The sequence below is a fragment of the Flavobacterium sp. LC2016-12 genome, assembly GCF_015351595.1.
In the GTDB taxonomy this organism is placed as follows: Bacteria; Bacteroidota; Bacteroidia; order Flavobacteriales; family Flavobacteriaceae; genus Flavobacterium.
Map to the genome: position 1 here is coordinate 144,393 of NZ_JADKPT010000007.1, position 22,017 is coordinate 166,409.

Consider the following 22,017-nt stretch of genomic DNA (forward strand, 5'->3'; position numbering starts at 1 on the left):
TGGGGGCTAAAAGCCCCTTTTTTTTAAATTTCAACATAGATCACAAGAAAAATAAACAAATAAAAATCCTGTTATAAATCTACCATTTTCTTCACCTTAGCAACAGTCCCCAGTGACACATCATACAGTTTAACACATTCTCTTACACTGTATCCTTTTTTTAGGCCAGTAACAACTTTTGGGTATTTTGATAAGAAGTTAACTTTCTCTTCGAGGCCCTTTGGCCTTCCGCAATGGATATTATTTGCTTTGGCTTGTTGCATCCCTGAACGGATCCTCGTTATTAAAGTTTGTCTTTCATTTTTAGCAAAAAGACTTAATAGATTTGTTAATATTTCAGTTTGAAAGGACACTTCTCCTTTTTCATTTAAAGTTTCAGAATTTAAGTCTTGAAAATAAACACTGATTCCTAGCTGATGTAGTTCCTCTAAAAGACTTAATGTTTGGATATTCGACCTTCCTAATCTCGAAATCTCAGTACATAGCACCTTTTTGAATTTTCCTTGCTTGGCTTCTTCTAATAATTGTTGGATGCCCAATCGTTCTTGATTTGATTTGACTCCTGATATTTTTTCTGTAATTATGCTTACAACTTCATAATCGAATTTATTGGCCACTTTTTCTAAATCATTAATTTGTCTTTGGAAATCCATAGAGTCTAAACTTACTCTTCCGAAAATTGCTACTGGTGTTTTCATGGTTTACTGTTATAAAAAAAGGGTTGCTGGATTTTGGGGTCATTTTACTGGTCTCAAAGGTTATTTGTTGTTCATTTGCTGTTATACAAAAAGGTAAACCTTTATTTATAACACTTTTTGCACAGGATTGAGATTACTTCTTTTCGATCCAATCTATGACATCTACTAGCATATCACAATAAGCTCCTTCCGAAATTTTAACTACTTCACGATTTTTGTTGATGAATATTATTGTATAGTCATCAACCCATCTTAGACAAACCTTTACCCACCCCTTGTGAGTAAGCCCATTAACTTTGAATGATAAGCCACCTTGAAATTCTTTAGTTTCACTTAACGCACAAAAGTTATTAGCCCCCCAAGACATTAAAGCGCTTCTGTCAGCATATTTTATTTGGTCTAAAATTATTTGAGCTATTTCCATTGATCTTGATGTTGTTTCCATTTTGTTTATGATTAAGTATTAGTCCAATGCCCCAAAGCTTTTGATGAATCCTTCTGTTGTTTTATAATTGTAAAAGCTCTCAAATTGAATCGCAGTAACAGTTTCAGTTTTGATTAGCTCCGCAAGGTTCTTAATTGATTTTACTGATCGAGTTCCTCCAATTGTCCAAATTTGATTTATTCTGAAATCATTTCCCTTTGACTCTTCATTTAAAATAGCAGTGCCAAAATCTTTCAAGTTAAAATACGGTCTGTAACCATTGTTGGTGACCAATTGAAGTGTTAGACCTTTCAAGTTTTCTTTGATTTCTTTTAATTCTTTTTTAAAGTCTGTTGCAGTCATATAATCAAGTATTGCTTTATTATTACATTGCAAAGTAAAGCTATATTTTATTAACAAGCAAGTAATACTTGATTTATTATTTAAAAAAAGCAAGTATAACTTACTTTTTATGTATCTTTGGATAATAAAAAAAACTAAAATGGAAATATTAAGACTAAAACAATTGATGAATTTGAAAGGAATTTCAAGAGAAGAGCTTTCTAATAAGGTTGGTGTTAGCGTGACCACAATATCCAATATTTCATCAGAGAAAAATCTGCCAACTATAAGTCTACTGATTCAGTTGGCAGAGGCGCTGGATGTTGATATAAGGGAAATGTTTATTCCAACAAAAGGAAGTATAATTACAGAAAGTGAAGTAGAAGAAGCTAAAGCTTTATTAGAGAAAAGCCTTCATATTTTAAAAGGGAATATTTAAGTGTCAATTTCATTTGCCACTTTCAGATATTTTTAATTAAAACAGATCATCGAAGTCCAAAGAAAGTCATTTACTCAAAAAATGAAACCAAAATAGGAGATAGTTTGAACACAGTACTATGTAATTGGGTGATCATTGAAATAAACCATCTTTAGATAGCTATAAATAGCTAATTTCCCTTTTCGTTACCTAGTAAATACAGGAGCATCTAGTGCAAAATGGTACAAATAAAATAGCCAAAAAGTTAAAATTTATTACAAAAAGTAATGATTTTTATTAGTTAACACTTGATAAGATTAGCAATTATTCGTATATTAGGGTATATTTGATTTTGTCTCATTTAGATCCCAATTTTTATCAAAAATTAGAAAAAATTGGATTTGGATAAATCTTCAGATATTTATAAAAGTAGTCAGAAATGATTGCCTTGGGTGCTGGGATAAAGATAGGCATATCTCCCAGCTTCTCTCACCAAGTAAAAATGAGAGAACAATAACGAGAGAATAATATTAACTTTTAATGCTAACTATTAACAAGTTTAAAAATGGTAAAAACCCTTTAATAGACAAAAACGTAACGATTGATGAGGCCCTTTCAACAATCAAACATGGTGACTCTAATTTGCAAGCAATTTTAGACATCAGAAAACTTGGTAAAACATCTCCAGTTTACCAAAACATAAAAACAAGTAAGCTCCCAACTTTCCGATTTAACTTCAAATTCAGCGGTAAAGCTTCAAACGAAACAATAGATATGCCTACTGGTTTAATATACATTGACGTTGACGATACTACTGATATTGATTTAACCAATCCTTACATATTTGCATGTTGGAAATCACTTTCAGAAACAGGATTAGGCATCTTAGTTAAAATCGATGGTCTGTCACTTACTAACTTTAAAGACACATATCAAGCCATTGGTGACTTACTAGGAGTTCAGACTGATGTAGGTGCACGCAAAGCTACACAACAGAACATATTGTCTTATGATGCTAATCTCTACCAGAACAAAGGTTCACTTACATTTCAAGCAATTAATAAAAAGGTATCATTTACTCCTATACAGGAGGGAGAGAAGAGAGAAAGACTTATAACAGTAGATGACACCTTTTTACCATCAGATAAAGTAAGATTCAATAACATTCATGATTACTTTAATGGTAGTGATGATGATTGTATTGTATTTAATAATAAGAAAAAATTATGCATCCCATTTATACCAAAAAGAATTGAAGTCGGCCAACGGAACAGAACCATGTTTGGTGTATTGTCTCAATATGCACTATTGAACCCAACTATGGAAAATGGTTTCCTAACAGCATGTGCCAACGAAATCAATAGACATTTTACTCAAAAATATGAGGAAGATAAAATCAAATCAATAGTAGCTGGGGTTATTAAAAAACGTAACGAAGGAACACTGGAACCATACTTGAACAAGGAAAGAAGAATCATCTTCAATCCAGATAAAAAAATAACAAAAGAGGAAAAACAAAAAACTACTGCTGTATTAATGGGAAAAATTAAAACAGATATGACACAAAAGTCCATCAATGACATTATTGACGATTGGAATTTTCAAAGGGATGGAAAAATAACCCAAGAAAAAATCACTAAAAAGCTTAACAAAAGTCTAGCTACTATTAAACGTAACTGGTCCCCATTTAAAGAATTAGTTTCAGAACTAAATAATAGTTCTAAAGAAGACTTGGTAATTATGGATAAACTAATAATACCAACAAAAAGAGATTCTTTAGAAGTGCTTAAAATCGATTCTAAAATAGCAATAGACAACCAAATTCAAAATATTCAGTAATTGGCCCCTAATCATAAAGAACCAATAAACGAAGATGTACCAAGAGTAGTAAACTCAACAATAAGTGTTGAAAGATTCATATACAATTGCAAGTACAAATTTGGTAGTTATGTTGCAGATAGAAGATTTGATACACTTAAAAAAGACCTAGAAGAAATTTGGAACCTGAAATTCATGAGTGATGTTACTGAAGAAATCAGAAGCTTTATCAACTCACAAATTGACTATTCAAATGAAGATGGTTCTTACATAAAATTACAACTATTAAAATAATAAATTAAAGATGAAAAAAATGAACTCAAAATTATTAAAACTTAAAACTATTGGAAGTACTGAAAAATTAATACTCATGCTTATAATGGATTATCCTTCCATTGGAATATTCAATCTAAGAGCTGGAGACGTGGCAAAAGAGCTTGGAAGTAACAGAAAAATAATCCTTGAAGCGATAAATAACTTACTTGTAGTTGGATATATTAAAAGCAAAGTAGTTTCAGAATGTTATTCAAGAACAACCGAATTAACACCAGAATTTATGTTGTTGATGAATAATAAAAAATAAGGATCAAGTAAATTTACAAACCAAATATAACCTTTGACTATTTGGCCAAAGCTTCAAACTTGAATTGAAGATTTAGATTCAAAATTAATTCAGTAAGAATTATGATTTTATATTTGAAAAAAAAATATAAAATCATGACTGAATAAAATATAGAGCGGACGCACGTTTCGTGGAATCCGACAACTGATTGTAATCCTTATAGTAGTTCGAAGAACGGTGGTAATATTGATTAAAAAATAGTATTAAAACATTAAACACTAGCCAATTAAAATTCATTTAAAGCACCACCAATTATACAACTACAACATTCGAAATCGTATGATGCGGACTGCGAAACGGTCTTTGATTCATTAAACCAACTTCTTTTAATTTCCCGGCAACACTATGAATTTTAGTAGTTTCAAGAGCTTCACGTAATGTCATTGGTGGTAAAATACTCGGAACCCTTTTGGCTAACATTGTTTTTCCGGCTCCCGGCGGACCAATTAAAATGATATTATGGCCTCCGGCCGCAGCGATTTCCATGCAACGCTTAATACTTTCCTGTCCGCGAACATCGGAAAAATCAAATTCAGGAAAATCTAAGGTTTTATAAAACTCTGTTCTTGTATCAATAACGGTCGGTTGGAGTTCTCCTTTTCCGTTAAAAAAGTTAATTACTTCTTGTAAATTAGTTACGCCATAAACATCCAAACCTGTTACAATTGCCGCTTCTTTTACATTTTGAATCGGAAGAAAGAAACCTTTATATCCTTCTTCTTTTGCTTTTATAGCAATTGGTAACGCACCGCGAATAGGCTGTAAACTTCCATCTAAAGAAAGCTCACCCATTATAATATATTGTTCAATTTCCGGAGCTTTAATTTGATCCGAACCTACTAATATTCCCATAGCGAGAGGCAAATCGTAGGCAGAACCTTCTTTTCGAAGGTCTGCCGGTGCCATATTGATGGTTATTTTTTTTCCGGGAAAATTTAATCCATTATTTTTAAGAGCGGCCGCAATCCTGAAACTACTTTCTTTAATCGCACTATCCGGCAAACCAACTAAGTGCAAACCAATACCTTTGTCCATATGAACTTCAATGGTAATGGTGGTTGCTTCAACTCCAAATACGGCACTTCCGTAAACTTTTACTAACATAATTTCAATTTCATTAAATGTTTCTAAATCTAATGAAAATAATTATATTGTAATTATTTTACTACAAAAAAATATTTTTAAAAAAATAAATTAATCTGGATCTTGATTTCTTCTGTTATTTTACTCAAGTCTAAACTATTTTGATGTGACCAAAGCTCACTTTCAATCTGATTGTTTCGAATACATTGATGACATTCAATTGCTTCATGTGCATAGCCTTTTCCAAGATTTGGAAGATTAAATGTTTCATCCTGATTATCTTTTACAATCGAATAGCCATCAGCCATAAACCAAGGAGCGCTCAATTGAATATGTCCTTGAGTTCCACCGATCACCGCTTTCATATCAGACTCCGAAACTATTGAAGCATTCAAAATTGCCTGTGCTTTTTCGTAATTTAAAATCATGGAAGTCTGCAAATCAATTCCATTTTCATTACAAACCGATTTTGCTATAATTTCCTTTGGAATTCCGAGCATTATATAGGAGAGAAATAAGGGATAAACGCCAATATCATACAGTGCTCCTCCACCCAATTTTTTATCAAAAAGCCTTCCTCCTGCTGTTTCATTTGCATAAAAAGCAAAATCAGCTTTTACATAATTTACATCGCCAATTATTCCTTGATTTACTTTTTCTAAAACTTCTTTCACAGACGGAATAAAACGCGTCCAGAAAGCTTCCATAAAAAATCTATTATATTTTTTAGAAGCTTCAGTCATTCTAACCGCATCTTTATAAGAAAGTGAAAGGGGTTTTTCGCATAAAACATGTTTACCGTTTTCTAATGCTTTAATTGATAATTCAGCATGCGAATCGTGCAGAGTTGCTATATAAACAATATCCACCTGATCATCGGCAAAAAGTGCTTCATACGAATCATATACATTTGGACATTTATATTGTTTTGCAAAATCATTTGCCTTATCAAAATCTCTGGAAGCAACGGCTATCAAATTAGCCTCTTCTATCAATAATAAATCGGTTGCAAATTGATTTGCAATGTTTCCTAAACCAATAATTCCCCAATTTATTCTGTCCTTATTTTTCATAATGTTGTTTTTAAACTTCTATCAATTAAAAATAAAAAAAAAGATTAAAAATGAAGCGATTTGACTATTTTTATAAATATCTGACCATAATTACTCTTAAAATTAGAATTATTTTCATTGTTTTCTGATAACACAGCCGAAAAAACCTACACATTTCTGATTTCAGTTTAATAAATTGTAAAATTTAAGTTCTTTTTAACAAATACACGTAAAATATAGGGGGTTAAATTTAAAAATTAACAAAAATTAAACATTACACTCTATTTTTAATAGGGGTGTCGAATGATTTTATATTTTTATAAAAATTTTAAAAACTAAATAACTATGCGAAAAATTATTTTAAGTGTGATTCTTATCACTATTTTGGTACTGACTTTTGTATCAAATTTCATCTTATCAGACAACCCAATTCCAGCAGAAGCTGTAAAGTTTGATACCGGAGATACCGCTTGGATGATCGTAGCAACTGCATTTGTATTGCTAATGACACCTGGTTTAGGATTTTTCTACGGAGGTATGGTAGGTAAGAAAAACGTTATCAGTACCATGCTGCAAAGTTTTATGGCAATGGTAATTGTTACTATTTTATGGGTTGTTGTTGCTTTTGGTCTAGCTTTTGGCCCTACTATTGGAGGAATCATTGGAGATCCAACTTCTAATTTATTCTTTCAGGGTGTTGGTACAAATACTGCCTGGAGTCTTGCCCCTACAATTCCTTTTATGTTATTCGCATTATTTCAAGCAAAATTTGCCATCATTACACCGGCATTAATTACAGGTGCTTTTGCAGAGCGTGTACGTTTCTGGGCATATTTATTATTCATGGTTTTATTTATATTATTAATATACGCACCGTTATGTCACATGACATGGCATCCTGATGGAGTTTTCTTCAAAATGGGAGTATTAGACTTCGCTGGAGGAACTGTAGTACACATGAGTGCTGGGTGGGCTGCATTGGCTGGAGCAATCTTCTTAGGAAAAAGAAAAATTCAAAAAGTTAATCCTGCAAGAATTACTTATGTATTATTAGGAACTGGTTTATTATGGTTCGGATGGTTTGGTTTCAATGCAGGTTCTGCTTTAGGATCAAATGGTTTAGCTGTACAAGCTTTAGGAACTACTACTGTAGCTGCTGCAGCTGCTGCAATGGCATGGGTTTTCCTTGACAAAATATTAGGTCACAAATTATCTGCACTTGGAGCTTGTATTGGAGCTGTTGTAGGTCTTGTTGCTATTACTCCTGCTGCTGGTTTCGTAAGCATTCCTCACGGAATTTTCATTGGAGCTTTTGCCGCTATCGTAAGTAACTTAGTAGTAAGTAAATTCCCTAAAGGAAAAATCGATGATGCTTTGGATGTTTTTGCTTGTCACGGTGTTGGTGGTATGGTAGGTATGTTGTTAACCGGAGTTTTTGCTTCAAAAGCTGTTAATCCTGTAGTTGGTGACAATCAAGGTTTGATCTTCGGAACTCCAACTTTATTCATTAACCAATTAATTGCCTTAGTAATCGTATCTATCTTCGCATTTGTTGCTTCATATATTTTATTCTTCGTTGTAAATAAAATTACTCCTCTAAGAGTTACTGAAGAAAAAGAAGAATTAGGATTAGATATCTCTCAACACGGAGAATACCTATAAGAATTTACCCCCCTTTTGCCTTAATAAAAAAATCCCTCTAAGAAGCTCACACTTAGAGGGATTTTTCATCAAGAATATAGAGTAAAGAGCAAAGAGAATAGATTTTACTCTAACACTTTGTTGTAGGTAAAATTACTTCTCCAAGAGTCAATCAAGAAAAGAAGAATTAGGATTAGATATCTCTCAATACGAAGAATACCTTTAAGAATTTAATTCCGATTTGCTCAATCAATAAAAAAGCACTCTAGGTTTTACTTAGAGTGCTTTTTGTTTTGAATTAACTTTCCCCTGAATTATTTTAGATTTTTAGACTGTAGGTTTTAGATTTCTACCCTCCTTATTCTATGTTCTATTTTCTATGTTCTATTTTCTATTTTCTATTTTCTATTTTCTCAAGAATCTACTTAAAATTCGAAATCCCGGTTTTTAACCAAGTCAAATACTCTTCCACATCTACATAACTGATTGTTGGTTTTGAACTGTTTAAATTCTTTCCTTCCAAGTCAGTAATAACATATAAAGGCTGTGTATTTGTTTTGTATTTTGAGATCATAAAGTCTGTCCATTTATCACCAACTGTTTCAATTTTATCTCCTTTTGCGGTAACAAATTGTTCTTTTTTTGGTAATTCACGTTTGTCATCTACATAAAGCGAAATCAAAACAACTTCATTTTTTAAGATTGGCAAAACTTTTTCATCAGACCAAACATTGTTTTCCATCTTTCTACAGTTTACACAAGCATAACCTGTAAAATCAAGCATTATTGGCTTATTGATTGATTTCGCATAGGCTAGTCCATCTTCGTAATCAGTAAAAATCATAATCCCATGAGGACCTAATTCTGCTCCTTCTGGCAAGCCTTCTATTTCACCTGTTCCAACATTTGAGTTTGTCGAACCTCCAACTCCTAAAGGACTTTCGCTATAGGTTGGTGGTGGCGGAAAAGCACTAATTAATTTTAATGGCGCTCCCCAAAGTCCCGGAATTAAATAAACCGTAAAACTTAAAACCAATAATCCAAATGATAATCTTCCAACTGAAATATGATTCGTCGGACTATCGTGTGGCAATGTAATTTTTCCAAATAAATACAATGCTAAAGTTCCGAAAATTGCAATCCAGATCGCTAAAAATACTTCTCTTTCTAATAAATGCAATTGTAAAACCAAGTCAGCATTTGATAAGAATTTGAAAGCCAAAGCCAGTTCTAAAAATCCTAAAACCACTTTTACCGTATTCAACCAGCCACCTGATTTTGGTAAAGAATTCAACCAACCCGGGAACATAGCAAACAACATAAACGGCAATGCCATAGCAGATGAAAATCCTAACATTCCAATAACCGGAGCGATTCCACCATTTGAAGCGGCTTCAACTAATAAGGTTCCAACAATTGGTCCTGTACAAGAAAACGATACAATTGCCAAAGCTAATGCCATGAACAATATCCCAACTATCCCTCCTCTGTCTGCTTGTTGATCTGCTTTGTTTGCCCATGAATTTGGAAGCATAATTTCGAACGCTCCTAAAAAGGATACAGCAAATACAATCAATAAAACGAAGAATATCAAATTAAACCAAACATCTGTAGACAAAGCATTCAATGCGTCTGCCCCAAATATTTTTGTTACGATCAAACCTAAAATTACATAAATGGCGATAATTGCTAATCCGTAAATAACCGCATTACGAATTCCTTTTGCTCTGCTTTTACTTTGTTTGGTAAAGAAACTTACCGTCATTGGGATCATTGGGAAAACACAAGGTGTTAACAAAGCAGCGAATCCTGAAATAAAAGCAATAAAAAAGATCGACCATAAACTTCTTGTTGGTGCTGGTGCCGGAATTTCATCATTTTCTGATACCGCAGCAACTTCAGCTTTTGCTGTTTCTTTTTTAACTTCATTTGTTACAGTTGATAAAGTATCAATAGCTATTCCCGTTACTTTTGTTTCATCTTTTTTTGCCTCAGAAACAGTTGCAACAGCTTCCATTTTGAAAGATGCCGGAATTACAATAGAGAATTTTTTATTCGAATTGATACACACCTCTTTACATACCTGAAAGTCAAAATCGACATCAACCGTTTTCAAATCCGGATTTGTAATCGTGATTTCCTGTTCAATATGGGCTTTTCCTTCAAAGAAAGTTTCGTTTACACCAAAAACATCGTTAAAGGCTGTTTTAGTTTTTCCTTCTTTGGCTTTACCAACCAAATTGTAATTTCCTTTTTGATTTTTAAACACAATTTCCAACGGAAGTGGTCCTCCGTCCGGCGTAAATTGTGAATACATATGCCAGTCTTTTTCAATTGTTCCATCAAAAATTAAAACAGCATTTGTTCCTGATTTCTTTTCAATTTTAGCTGTCCATTTTACCGGCTCTAAAATCTGCGCATTACCTTTTGCAAAAGCAAAAATGAAAAATAACAAAAAAACAATGGTTTTATTCCAGATACTTTTGGAAGTTATCGTTTGATAAGATTGAGTAAAGTTCATTATTGTAGTTCTATTTTAAGTATTTTATTTGTGGTATTTTCTATTTTAAAACGTTCATCTTGCCTGATTCCGATAACCCAGACAATCTGATTATCAGAGCACAAAATCCATGTTTTTTCCTTTTCAATCAGTGATAATTTTTCATCTTTAAAAAGCTTGCTGACCTTTTTTGATTTCCCATTCATCCCAAACGGATGAAAAACATCACCTTCATTCCATTTACGCAAAACCAAAGGAAACTGGATTTTTTCAGCGTCAACAAAGATAGCTTTATTTGAATCTATTGTAATGTCGTCTACCTGACAAAGCCTCAATTTTAAGGGAAAATTAACGTCTTGATCTTCTTTATTGATGTGATATTCGTCTTGCTCATCCTCTTCTGAAAGTGGACTTAAAATCAGTGTATTTCTGTTTTTCAGCAATCTAAATACCTCAGAAAACACTTGTTTTCCGGATTGCCCATCAACCAAATCATAAATATCATTCCATGCCAAAAAGCCAAATTCATTTAACCATTGATACAAATACGATTTATAATTGGGTAATTTTTGAAGCTGATTTAAATCAAAATGAATATCATCACCGACCTCTTTCGCAACCTGCTGATAAATCATAATAGAAGCATCTTCAACCATCTCTTTTGATTCCTGTAAATACGATTGCGTTTTCTGAAAAGCAGTCAAAAAGTTAGGTTTGATTTCCTTCAACATCGGAACTAAATCATGACGAATTTTATTTCGCAGGTATTTATTGGATCCATTACTGCTGTCTTCACGCCATTCAATATTATGTTCTTCTGCATATTTCAGGATTTCATCTCTTGAAAAAGGCAAAAGTGGGCGGATAATTTTATCATTTTGTTCTGGAATTCCAGTTAAACCATCCAAACCTGTTCCACGGGTTAAATTGATAATGAAAGTTTCCAAATTATCATCAGCATGATGAGCTGTTAGAATGTAATCGAAATTTTCGGCTTCCAAAAGCTCATAAAACCAACTGTAACGTAGCTCGCGTGCCGCAACTTGAGTTGATAATTTATAATCTTTTGCAAAAGCTTCGGTATCAAATTGAGTAGTAAAAATTTGAATATTATTCTGATCGCAATAGTTTTGAATAAAACTCTGATCACCAAAACTTTCTAATCCGCGTAGTTGGAAATTACAATGCAAAACAGCAATTTCATATGGTAACTGCTGCAGCAAATGCAATAAAACCATACTGTCCAAACCTCCGCTAACCGCCAGAAATAGTTTTTTATCTTCCAGAAATGGAAACCTCGAAATGATGTGATTTTGAAATTTTGAAAACATTTGATAAATGTAAAGAATTAAATTCTATCAATTTTTAAATGAAATGTTAAGTGGATATTTTTTTTCCGCCACGAATTCACGAATTATTTTTAATATGTCCCGGAGATTAATTCGTGAATTCGTGGCGGAAAAAATTACTGCAAAACCTCATGCATTGCCTTCGCCTTCAACAAACATTCTTCATATTCTTTTTCAGGATCAGATTGTGCTGTAATGGCGCTTCCTACTGAAAATGAAACGTATTGATTTTCCTGATTGTACAAAATACTTCTGATGACAACATTAAAATCAAAATCGCCTTCAGGAGTAAAATAACCAACTGCTCCACTGTATAAACCACGTTTTGTTTCCTCGAGGTTTTCAATAATTTTCATTACTGAAACCTTCGGAGCTCCCGTCATACTTCCCATTGGGAAAGTCGTTTTTAAAACATCAACCGGAGCATATTGTGGATCTAGTTTTGATGTTATAGTCGAAATCATTTGGTGCACCTGCAGAAACGAATAAATTTTGCAAAGCTCTTCAACTTCTACAGAACCTTTTTGTGCAGTATGAGACAAATCATTTCTGACTAAGTCGGTTATCATGATATTCTCAGCGCGTTCTTTTGAATCTGATTCCAGAAATTGCTTTGATTGTTCGTCTTCAATTGGATCAGAAGATCGTTTTGAAGTTCCTTTTATTGGTTGGGAAATAATCATTTCACCCACTTTTTTCAGATAACGTTCCGGAGAAGCAGAAAGTAAATATTGTTTGCGATTTTTAAAGAAAACCGAAAATGGTGCTTTTGAAATTTCATTTAATTTCAGAAATTTTTCCAGTGGATTAATAACCGCATTTTCAGCATAAAATTCCATACAGAAATTCGCTTCATACATATCACCAACTTGAATATGATGAAGCATTTTATTTACTTTTTCAATATAAAATTCTTTAGAAATACGCTGTTCAATCTTTAAAGCTGCCGCACTTTCGACTTTTGACTTTTGACTTTTGGCTATCTCATTAAAATCCTCTTCAACCTCATCATCACACAGCAATAAATATCGAATTTCAAGTTGATTTCCTTTCAATAAAAATATTTTTTTTGGCTGAAAGAAAAACAAATCCGGAAAATTCAATCCATCAAAATTAGCTGATTTTAACTCTTCAACATCATTTTTTAAATCATACGTCAAATAACCGAAAAGCCAGTCTTTTGTAGTTTGTTGGTATTGTTTTAAATCATCAAAAGCATTCTGGTAATCGGTTTTTAAAGAAGTAAAAGCGTCTACCGCCAGTACACAATCAAAACTCGAATATTGCTGCGTATGCGAATTGCTGTCTAAAAAAACAACCTCACGAAATTGCTGTGACCAGGTTAAAAGCTGCTGTTTAAACTGCTTTGGGTTTGAAATAGGTTTATGAATGGAAACTCTCAAAAAAGTATAAATTTTAGACTTCAAAATTACGACAAAAAAAATCCTTCAATAAAATTATCCCGAAAAATTATTGGCACACTTTTTAGTACATCGAATTAGTGCTAATTATTAAAACTTTTCTTGCCATTTGATTAAAAAATTACTCGCGCTTTTATTACGTACAAAATCCTATTTGCATCGCGTAAATAGTCTATTTATTAATCAAATTTTATAACCTTTATGAAAACAATTGCACAATTAGGTTTGACTACCTTGGTGATTATCGCATTACTATTTTCTTGTAAAAAAGCAGATTCTACCAGTACGGCAGATGTTGCAAATTACGAATCTACGGCAGACAGCACGGCTGTTTCCTCATCGGCAGCAGTCGAAAAGAAAGACAGCAAACAGAAATTTATTCGAACCGCTGATATTAAATTCAAGGTTAAAAATGTCGTCAAATCTACTTATGCAATTGAAAACGCCGTAGCAAAGTTTGGAGGTTTTGTTACGTACACCAATCTTCAAAGTAACATTCACGATCAGATTAAAACTAAAATCAGCCAGGACAGCACACTGGAAACCACTAAATTTTCAGTAGAAAATAACATTACGATTCGCGTTCCCAACACGCAGCTTGATACCGTAATTAAAAGCATTGCCAGACAAATCGACTTCCTGGATTTCAGAGTGATCAAAGCTGATGATGTTTCTTTAAAGTTATTAGCCAATCAGCTTTCACAAAAAAGAAGTACTACAAATGAAAAAAGAGTTGAAAAAGCAATCGATACTAAAGGCAAAAAAATAAATGACATTATGGAAGCCGAAAATGCTTTGGCAAGCCAAAAAGAAGCGAATGACAACAAAACCATCGAGCATTTATCGATGCAGGATCAAGTTAATTTCAGCACCGTTACTTTACAGCTTTATCAAAACGAAACGATCAAACAGGAAATAACAGCAGGCGAAAAAGATGCTGCTTATTACAAACCTAATTTAGGAATTCAAATTATTGATTCTCTAAAAAGTGGCTGGTACATTCTACAGTCGATATTAGTGTTCTTTATTAATCTATGGCCTTTTATATTACTTAGTTTAGGTGGATTTTTTCTTTATAAAAGATACCTTAAGAAATAAGAAAAGTGTTAATAAAATAGCAATATCATAATGAAAAAAGCGTTATCTTTGATATAGCATTCAATTAATCCTAAAATAGGATTGTTTTGTTTACAAAATCCTCAATAAAATGATCTTTAAAATTGAATTTCATTTTTATAAGGACATGCAATAGATACGATTTCCAGCAGATAATTATATTTTTTAACCTCTTAAAAATCCTAAGTATTATGAAAATTGCTACAATTATTGTCCGTGTGTTAATTGGTCTTTTGCTGCTTTTTGCTTCGATCAGTTATTTTTTCCACCTAATGCCTGAACCAGAAACTACAGGGAATTTCAAAGCCTTTAATGTAGGTTTAATGGCTTCGACGTATTTAATGCCTTTAGCTAAATCTATCGAACTACTTTGCGGAATTGCATTTGTAACAGGACGTTATGTAACATTGGCTAATATTTTGATCTTACCCATTACGGTAAACATTTTGTTTATCAATTATTTCTTAGCGCCGGAAGGTTTGCCAATTGCAGCATTATTATTCCTGGCTAACTTATTTTTGATTTACAGATATTGGGATAATTATAAAAGTATCTTCACAGCATAAAAAATTTCACCTTAGAACTGTAAATAACAAACCCGGCAAATTAAAAACTTGCCGGGTTTGCTTTTAATTGGCTTTATTATGTTCGACCCAAACTAGATCTGTAACATTATAGCCAATTTCCTGTGCTTTTATAAGATAATCTGCTTTTACACTTTCAGGGATTGCAGTTTCTCTGGAAAGAATCCACATGTATTTTAAACTTTCTCCCGCTACAAGTGCATATTTATAATCCGGATCAACGGCAATTACGTTATAACCGGAATAAAAAGGACCAAAAAATGAGACCTTAAGCATACCAACATTGTCCTTTTTGACGAACTTGGCTTTCCCGATGCTTTCTTCCCACTTGTCTTTTTTGACATTATAGCCCCTGTTATCAACTTTAATCGTGCCATCATCCTTAAGAGAATATTCGGCCGTTACGTTGTTTAAATTTTTCTCCCATTTATAATCTAATCTTGCAATTTCAAACCATTTTCCAAGATACTTTGCTTTGTCAAAATTAGTGACTGCAACCGCTTTTTTTGGAATAGTTGATTTGCACGAAGTAAGTACAAATGCAATTCCTGCTCCTATTAGAATTGGAGCTATATATTTACTTTTCATAATGTTATCTTTTTATTACTGTAAAGGTAACATCTGAATTACACATCTAATTTACAAAATTATTTTTGAATTTTATATTATATGAACCAAAAAATTACAGCAAAGAAAAACCCTTCAAAAATCTAATTTTGAAGGGTTTAAAAATTATGATTGTACGTATATTATACGTGTATAGCTCTATTTTCTGTTGCTGCCAAAGCTGCTTCTTTTACCGCTTCCGCGAAAGTTGGATGCGCGTGGCTCATTCTTGAAATATCCTCAGCAGAAGCTTTGAATTCCATTGCCGTAACCGCCTCAGCAATTAAATCAGCTGTACGTGCTCCAATCATGTGAACTCCTAAAACTTCATCCGTTTTAGCATCAGCAATGATTTTTACGAATCCGTCTAAATCTCCACTTGCTCTTGCACGGCCTAAAGCTTTGAATGGAAAACTTCCTACTTTATATTCAGTTCCTGAAGCTTTAACCTGCTCTTCAGTTTGTCCAACAGCAGCAACTTCTGGCCAGGTGTAAACTACACCAGGAATTAAGTTATAATCGATATGTGGTTTTTGACCTGCTAAGATTTCAGCAACCATAGTTCCTTCTTCCTCTGCTTTGTGCGCCAACATTGCTCCACGAACAACATCTCCAATTGCGTAAATGTTTGGAACGTTAGTTTGTAAATGATCGTTTACTTCTACTTGTCCTCTGTCTGAGATTTTTACTCCTGCTTTGTCAGCGTTTAATCCGTCTGTGTAAGGACGACGACCAACAGAAACTAATGAATAATCTCCTTCTAAAGTGATCGTTTCTCCTTTTGCATTTTCAGCCTGAACAACAACAGCATCACCGTTTCTTTCAACTGATTTTACTTTGTGAGAAACGTAGAATTTCATTCCTTGTTTTTTCAATACTTTAGTCAATTCTTTAGACAAAGCTCCGTCCATTCCAGGAATGATTCTGTCCATGAATTCTACTACAGAAACCTGCGCTCCTAAACGAAGGTAAACTTGTCCAAGCTCGATTCCGATAACGCCCCCACCAATAATTACTAAGTGTTTTGGAACTTCTTTTAAAGCCAACGCTTCAGTAGAAGTGATGATTCTTTCTTTATCAATTTTAATGAAAGGTAAAGAAGATGGTTTTGAACCTGTAGCGATTACAGTATATTTTGCTTCGATAGTTTCAGAAGTTCCATCAGCTTTTGCAACTACAATGTGCGTTGCGTCTACGAAAGAACCTAAACCATTGAATACAGTGATTTTATTTTTATCCATTAAGTAGTTGATTCCACCTACGGTTTGATCTACAACTGCTTGTTTGCGCGCGATCATTTTCTCTAAATTGATTTTCACATCACCAGAAACTTCGATTCCGTGATCTGCGAAATGAGCAATTTCTGCATAATGATGAGAAGAAGAAAGTAATGCTTTTGAAGGAATACAACCTACGTTAAGGCAAGTTCCGCCCAAAGAGTTATACTTTTCTACAATTGCTGTTTTGAAACCTAATTGTGCGCAACGAATTGCTGATACATATCCGCCAGGACCTGAACCTATAATGACTACGTCAAATGAACTCATAGTTTGTCTATTTTATTTTTAGCGATACAAAATTAAGGAATAAAGTTTTGTTTAAAGTTTAAATTTCAATGTTTTTTGTGTGAAATTTGCGGGGAGGGCTTAACCGCAAAGAGCGCTAAGATTTACGCAAGGTTCGCTAAGTTTTTTGTTTTTTAATCTCGCGAAGTCGCAAAGTTTTTTTTTTGATTTTTGATAAGCAAAGTTAAGTCCACAAGGCGGAGCAACCTGAAACTTGAAACCTGAAACAAAAAAAACTTTGTCCCTTTGCTCCTCTGAGCCTTTGAACCTAAACTTAGAACCTCAGCAACTTAGTACCTCAGAACCTTTAAAAAATTACTGTCGAATTCTTCACTTCACTAATCATAAAAGTGCTTTGCGTGCTTCCAATATGCTGTAAGGTTGTCAGTTTGGTTACTAGAAATTCCCTGTATGCTTCCATGTCTTTTACTAATACTTTTAATATGTAGTCGTAATCTCCGCTTACGTGGTGGCATTCTAAAACTTCGTTTAGTTTAATGACTTCGCTTTCGAATTTGGTTAGGAATTCTTTGGTGTGTTGGATGAGTTTTAAATGACAGAAAACCACAAAGCCTTTTTCAATTTTGGTTTTGTCTACAAGTGCAACGTAGTTTTTGATAATTCCTTCGCGTTCTAGCTTTTTGATTCTTTCATAAACTGCTGTTACCGAAAGATTCAGTTTTAAAGATAATTCTTTGGTTGTTTTTTTACTGTCGGTTTGTAATAGAACCAGGAGTTTTTTATCAGTGGCGTCTAAGGTCATGATTGTTGATTGTTGATTGTTATTTGTTGTTTGTTGTTTGTTGTTGTAACGAAAAAAAATCTAGTGATTTAGGTTTTATCAAACAAATTTAAATTAAAAATCTATCATAAGAATGCTTTATAGTTTTAAAATCTAATTATTAAAACAATCATTGATTAATTTTCTAAATATATGTTATTTTGAACTGATTTTCTTTTGAAAACGAGTGCCCTAGCCCAGATTGAAGAGTAAAGCCCGGAGTAAAAAAGGCAAAAGTTTCCTGGTCTAAAAAAGCGACCAGCGGAAGCTCTTTTTAGACCATTAGAAACTTTGCCTTTTTTATGAGGACTTGAAACGGAAAGCTGGAATAGCTTCTCAAAATCAAGGTTTAAATTATACGCGCTAGAACTTGAAACTTGAAACAAATAAAAACTTGAAACAAAAAAACATATGAAAGACTTTAATCCAGCAGATAAAATTCAGGATTTGCAATACTTTGGGGAATTTGGAGGTGTGAATCCTTCGATTTCTGACTCTTCTACTTATACGTTCCTTTCGGCTAAAACGATGTTCGATACTTTTGAAGGGAATATGGAAGGTTGTTATTTGTATTCGCGCCATTCTTCTCCAAGTAACCTGTATTTGGATCAGGCTTTGGCGGCAATGGAAGGAACGGAAACGGCAAACGTATCAGCTTCTGGAATGGGAGCCATTACGCCTACCCTATTGCAGTTGTGTGGTGCGGGCGATCATATTGTGTCAAGCCGAACTATTTATGGCGGAACGTATGCTTTTTTGAAGAATTTCACCCCTCGATTCGGAATTGAAACGAGCTTTGTAGACATCACAAAATTGGATATTGTAGAAGCCGCGATTACACCAAATACTAAAGTTATTTATTGTGAAACAGTAAGTAATCCATTATTAGAAGTTGCTGATATTGCCGGCTTGGCGAAAATTGCTAAAAAGCATAATTTGAAATTGGTGGTTGATAATACCTTCTCGCCTTTATCTGTTTCTCCTGCAAAATTAGGTGCTGATATTGTGATTCACAGTTTGACAAAATACATTAACGGAAGCAGTGATACCGTTGGTGGTGTAACTTGTGCCTCTAAAGAATTTATCAATTCACTGAAAAATGTAAACTCCGGCGCGAGCATGCTTTTGGGACCAACAATGGACAGTTTACGTTCGGCTTCGGTAATGAAAAATCTTCGTACGCTTCATATTCGTATCAAACAACACAGCCATAATGCACATTTTCTTGCAGATCAATTTGAAGCGGATGGTTTGAAAACCGTTTATCCAGGATTGAAAAGCCATCCGAGTCATGAGCTTTATAAAACGATGATTAATCCGGAATATGGTTTTGGTGGAATGATGACCATTGATGTTGGAACTTTAGAGAAGGCGAATGAATTAATGGAATTAATGCAGGCAAGAAACTTAGGTTATTTGGCGGTAAGTTTAGGTTTTTACAAAACACTTTTCAGTGCACCAGGTACCTCAACTTCAAGTGAAATTCCGTTAGAGGAACAAGTTGAAATGGGATTGACAGACGGTTTAATTCGTTTTTCTATTGGTTTGGATAATGATATTCAGCGTACTTATGAGATGATGAAGACTTGTATGATGGAGCTTGGGATTCTTTAGCCACAGATTAAAAGATTAAAAAGATTTTTTTTTCGCCACGAATTCACGAATTAATTTGTTTTAAAATTCGTGAATTCGTGGCGATTTTTTTTACGATACACACCAGTTTGTCAAATGACACAAAATGCGATAAAAAAACAAAAAGCCGTTCTGAGATCAGAACGGCTTTCCAATTTATAATTTATAATTTATAATTCACAATTAATAATTATCTACGCTTTCTCAACGAAGTTTAGCTTACTATTCTTTCTACTATAAGTAAAGTAAATAAACAACCCGATTAACAACCAGATCGTAAAGTAAATCCAGTTCCAAACGCTTAATTCGGCCATCATGTACAGACAGCAGATTAATCCCAAAAGCGGAATTAAGGACAGATTTTGTATGAATGACCAAACGGCTAATCCAACTAAAACAAAAAGGAAAATCCACATTGGAATTTTGTGTTTGAATAAACTGAAACCTGACTCGTATTTTAGGGAATCATTAATTGGTAAACCTTTTACAACTTCGGCATATTTAGCGTCGTCGTCCTGGTATTGGCTTAATAAATGTTCTAAATCTGAGGATTCGGCAGTTTTATTTTTAACATCGAGGCTTTCTAAATAATTGAAAACTTTCGCCGATTCTTCTTTATCTAAAGAGGTAATAATTGTTGTTGCGTCGTTTGTTTGTGCTTCATTATTAATAAAAGCCATTGTCGCTTTGTTGTTAAAAGCAAAAGCATAATAGATTCCGGCAATCATTAAAACCGGTAAAATATACTTCGAATTCACATAAGGTGTTTTAAATTTTCCTCTTGGGATATCCGTTTTATTTTGCAAAACCAAAACTCCTGCACAAACCAATACAAAGGCAAATAAGGTTCCGATACTACATAAATCCGTAACCATTGTTAAGTTTAAAAACAAAGCAGGCACGGCAACGACAAAACCAGTTACAATAGTTGCAAAAGAGGGTGTTTTGAATTTTGGATGCACTGTAGAAAATTTCTTTGGCAACAAACCGTCACGGCTCATACTCATCCAGATACGAGGCTGTCCCATTTGGAAAACCAAAAGAACGCTCGCCATCGCAACTACTGCACTAACGGCAATAATTCCCGACATCCATTTTAAATTTAATTTATCGAAAACAAATGCAAGAGGATCTCCAACATTTAATTCGTTATAACGCACCATTCCGGTTAAAACCAAGGCAATGGCAATATATAAAATCGTACAGATAATAATCGCCCACATCATTCCGCGAGGTAAATCACGTTGTGGATTTTTACATTCTTCCGCCGTGGTAGAAATCGCGTCAAAACCAATATAAGCAAAGAAAACGGCTGATACTCCTTTTAAAACACCGCTAACGCCATTTGGAGCAAACGGATCCCAGTTGGCTGTATCTACATAAAATACACCCACTGCAATAACTAAAAGTACGATGCAAAGTTTTACAACAACCATTGCATTACTCGCGTTACGAGATTCTTTCATTCCTCTGTAAACCAAAGCTGTAATCAAAACAATGATGAATAATGCCGGTAAATCTGCCACAAAATGAAAAGAACCAATGGTTGGCGCTGTTGTCCAGGCGGTAAAAGAGGCCTGTAATCCTGCACCTAAGTTTTCGTATGTTTTTCCGCCTTGCATTAAAGCTGTGGCATCATTAAATCCGTTTGAAGCGGTTAGATAATCCATCTGAACCCATTGCGGAAGATGTATTCCGCCACTCTGGAGCAGTCCTGTAAAATAATCACTCCACGATATCGCCACGGTTATGTTTCCGACGGCATATTCCATGATTAAAGCCCAACCAATAATCCAGGCAATAATTTCTCCAAAAGCTACATAAGAGTAGGTATAAGCACTTCCTGAAACCGGAACCATTGACGCAAATTCGGCGTAAGCAAAAGCAGCAAAACTACAGGCCAATGCGGTAAATAAAAACAAGAAAATAACAGCTGGTCCACCATCGGCACTTGCTTTTCCGATAGTACTAAAAATTCCCGCACCAACAATTGCTGCGATTCCAAATGCAGTTAAATCTCTGGTCGTTAAATGTTTTCCTAATGCATTATGACCATCTGCTTCGTTCTTTGCAACTTGCTTGAGAATATCTTGTACCGTTTTTTTTCGGAATAAACCTGATAATGCCATATGTGGTTTTGCTTTTAAAATTAATTTATGTCGGTCTTTGTGGTTTTATTTTGCAAATAATGCAAAAATTATCCTGATTTCAAATATATAAAACGATTTTGTTTTAATGGGAATTATTTTTTGCCACTAAGGCGCTAAGACACGAGTTTTTGTTTCACGCAGATTTTAAAAAGATTTTAGCAGATGAGCGCAGATTATTTATTTGCTAAACTTAAAAAAATCTGCTAAAATGCCTC

The 22,017-nt window shown here is 33.8% G+C and carries 19 protein-coding genes and 1 pseudogene; 8 read left to right on the top strand and 12 right to left on the bottom strand.

What is annotated here, in order from left to right; genetic code table 11:
* Positions 1-71: 71 nt before the first annotated feature.
* The 3 genes from IRZ99_RS13280 to IRZ99_RS13290 all read right to left on the bottom strand — a co-directional run bounded on the left by IRZ99_RS13280 (position 72) and on the right by IRZ99_RS13290 (position 1,485).
* Positions 72-698, bottom strand: coding sequence for a recombinase family protein (locus tag IRZ99_RS13280; protein ID WP_194657725.1), 627 nt, complete (start codon positions 696-698; stop codon positions 72-74).
* Positions 699-831: 133 nt separating this feature from the next.
* Positions 832-1,143 carry a hypothetical protein gene (locus IRZ99_RS13285; protein ID WP_194657726.1) on the bottom strand — a complete coding sequence of 104 codons (312 nt, stop codon included), beginning with the start codon at positions 1,141-1,143 and terminating at the stop codon, positions 832-834.
* Positions 1,144-1,161: 18 nt separating this feature from the next.
* Positions 1,162-1,485, bottom strand: coding sequence for a hypothetical protein (locus IRZ99_RS13290; RefSeq protein ID WP_194657727.1), 324 nt, complete (start codon positions 1,483-1,485; stop codon positions 1,162-1,164).
* Between the two features lie 139 nt (positions 1,486-1,624).
* On the opposite strand from IRZ99_RS13290, the gene IRZ99_RS13295 reads away from it, so the two are divergent.
* From IRZ99_RS13295 to IRZ99_RS13310, 4 genes are all read left to right on the top strand, one after another.
* Positions 1,625-1,903, top strand: coding sequence for a helix-turn-helix domain-containing protein (locus IRZ99_RS13295; RefSeq protein WP_194657728.1), 279 nt, complete (start codon positions 1,625-1,627; stop codon positions 1,901-1,903).
* A gap of 519 nt (positions 1,904-2,422) precedes the next feature.
* A complete protein-coding gene (locus IRZ99_RS13300; protein WP_194657729.1) occupies positions 2,423-3,721 on the top strand; it encodes a BT4734/BF3469 family protein in 1,299 nt (432 codons plus the stop codon).
* The gene (locus IRZ99_RS13305) at positions 3,722-3,994 is read left to right on the top strand and encodes a hypothetical protein (RefSeq protein ID WP_194657730.1); all 273 of its coding nucleotides are present in this window, start codon (positions 3,722-3,724) and stop codon (positions 3,992-3,994) included. It abuts the gene before it with no gap.
* Positions 3,995-4,004: 10 nt separating this feature from the next.
* On the top strand, positions 4,005-4,283 hold the full coding sequence (locus IRZ99_RS13310) for a hypothetical protein (RefSeq protein WP_194657731.1): 279 nt from the start codon (positions 4,005-4,007) through the stop codon (positions 4,281-4,283).
* Positions 4,284-4,577: 294 nt separating this feature from the next.
* On the opposite strand, the pseudogene IRZ99_RS13315 reads toward IRZ99_RS13310, so the two are convergent.
* Positions 4,578-5,426 (bottom strand): annotated as a pseudogene (locus tag IRZ99_RS13315) (YifB family Mg chelatase-like AAA ATPase); the annotation flags it as partial.
* Positions 5,427-5,503: 77 nt separating this feature from the next.
* A complete protein-coding gene (locus tag IRZ99_RS13320) occupies positions 5,504-6,478 on the bottom strand; it encodes a Gfo/Idh/MocA family protein (RefSeq protein WP_194657732.1) in 975 nt (324 codons plus the stop codon).
* A 324-nt stretch (positions 6,479-6,802) separates the two neighbouring features.
* Here IRZ99_RS13320 and IRZ99_RS13325 point away from each other — a divergent pair, with 324 nt between their 5' ends.
* Complete coding sequence (locus IRZ99_RS13325; RefSeq protein WP_194657733.1) at positions 6,803-8,119, top strand: ammonium transporter; 1,317 nt, start codon at positions 6,803-6,805, stop codon at positions 8,117-8,119.
* Positions 8,120-8,519: 400 nt separating this feature from the next.
* Here IRZ99_RS13325 and IRZ99_RS13330 read toward each other — a convergent pair whose 3' ends face one another.
* From IRZ99_RS13330 to IRZ99_RS13340, 3 genes are all read right to left on the bottom strand, one after another.
* Positions 8,520-10,619: a cytochrome c biogenesis protein CcdA gene (locus tag IRZ99_RS13330; protein ID WP_194657734.1), complete on the bottom strand. Its 2,100-nt coding sequence runs from the start codon at positions 10,617-10,619 to the stop codon at positions 8,520-8,522.
* The gene (gene tilS / locus IRZ99_RS13335; RefSeq protein WP_194657735.1) at positions 10,619-11,929 is read right to left on the bottom strand and encodes a tRNA lysidine(34) synthetase TilS; all 1,311 of its coding nucleotides are present in this window, start codon (positions 11,927-11,929) and stop codon (positions 10,619-10,621) included. The genes IRZ99_RS13330 and tilS overlap by 1 nt, the downstream gene beginning before the upstream one ends.
* Positions 11,930-12,063: 134 nt before the next feature.
* Entirely contained in the window at positions 12,064-13,350 is a 1,287-nt protein-coding gene (locus IRZ99_RS13340) for an anthranilate synthase component I family protein (protein ID WP_194657736.1), read from the bottom strand.
* Positions 13,351-13,569: 219 nt separating this feature from the next.
* Between IRZ99_RS13340 and IRZ99_RS13345 the strand changes: the two genes are divergently transcribed.
* Together IRZ99_RS13345 and IRZ99_RS13350 are read left to right on the top strand one after the other, a co-directional pair.
* Entirely contained in the window at positions 13,570-14,466 is an 897-nt protein-coding gene (locus IRZ99_RS13345) for a DUF4349 domain-containing protein (RefSeq protein WP_194657737.1), read from the top strand.
* Between the two features lie 209 nt (positions 14,467-14,675).
* Entirely contained in the window at positions 14,676-15,050 is a 375-nt protein-coding gene (locus IRZ99_RS13350) for a DoxX family membrane protein (protein ID WP_194657738.1), read from the top strand.
* 63 nt (positions 15,051-15,113) lie between these two features.
* On the opposite strand, the gene IRZ99_RS13355 is transcribed toward IRZ99_RS13350, so the two are convergent.
* The 3 genes from IRZ99_RS13355 to IRZ99_RS13365 form a co-directional block, all read right to left on the bottom strand.
* A complete protein-coding gene (locus tag IRZ99_RS13355; RefSeq protein ID WP_194657739.1) occupies positions 15,114-15,656 on the bottom strand; it encodes a lipocalin family protein in 543 nt (180 codons plus the stop codon).
* A 161-nt stretch (positions 15,657-15,817) separates the two neighbouring features.
* A complete protein-coding gene (gene lpdA / locus IRZ99_RS13360) occupies positions 15,818-17,221 on the bottom strand; it encodes a dihydrolipoyl dehydrogenase (RefSeq protein ID WP_194657740.1) in 1,404 nt (467 codons plus the stop codon).
* A gap of 325 nt (positions 17,222-17,546) precedes the next feature.
* Positions 17,547-18,002, bottom strand: coding sequence for an Lrp/AsnC family transcriptional regulator (locus IRZ99_RS13365; RefSeq protein ID WP_194657741.1), 456 nt, complete (start codon positions 18,000-18,002; stop codon positions 17,547-17,549).
* A 429-nt stretch (positions 18,003-18,431) separates the two neighbouring features.
* On the opposite strand from IRZ99_RS13365, the gene IRZ99_RS13370 reads away from it, so the two are divergent.
* Positions 18,432-19,634 carry an aminotransferase class I/II-fold pyridoxal phosphate-dependent enzyme gene (locus tag IRZ99_RS13370; protein ID WP_194657742.1) on the top strand — a complete coding sequence of 401 codons (1,203 nt, stop codon included), beginning with the start codon at positions 18,432-18,434 and terminating at the stop codon, positions 19,632-19,634.
* A 212-nt stretch (positions 19,635-19,846) separates the two neighbouring features.
* Here the strand turns inward: IRZ99_RS13370 and IRZ99_RS13375 are convergent, their stop codons facing one another.
* Positions 19,847-21,781: an amino acid permease gene (locus tag IRZ99_RS13375; RefSeq protein WP_194657743.1), complete on the bottom strand. Its 1,935-nt coding sequence runs from the start codon at positions 21,779-21,781 to the stop codon at positions 19,847-19,849.
* Between the last annotated feature and the right edge of the window lie 236 nt (positions 21,782-22,017).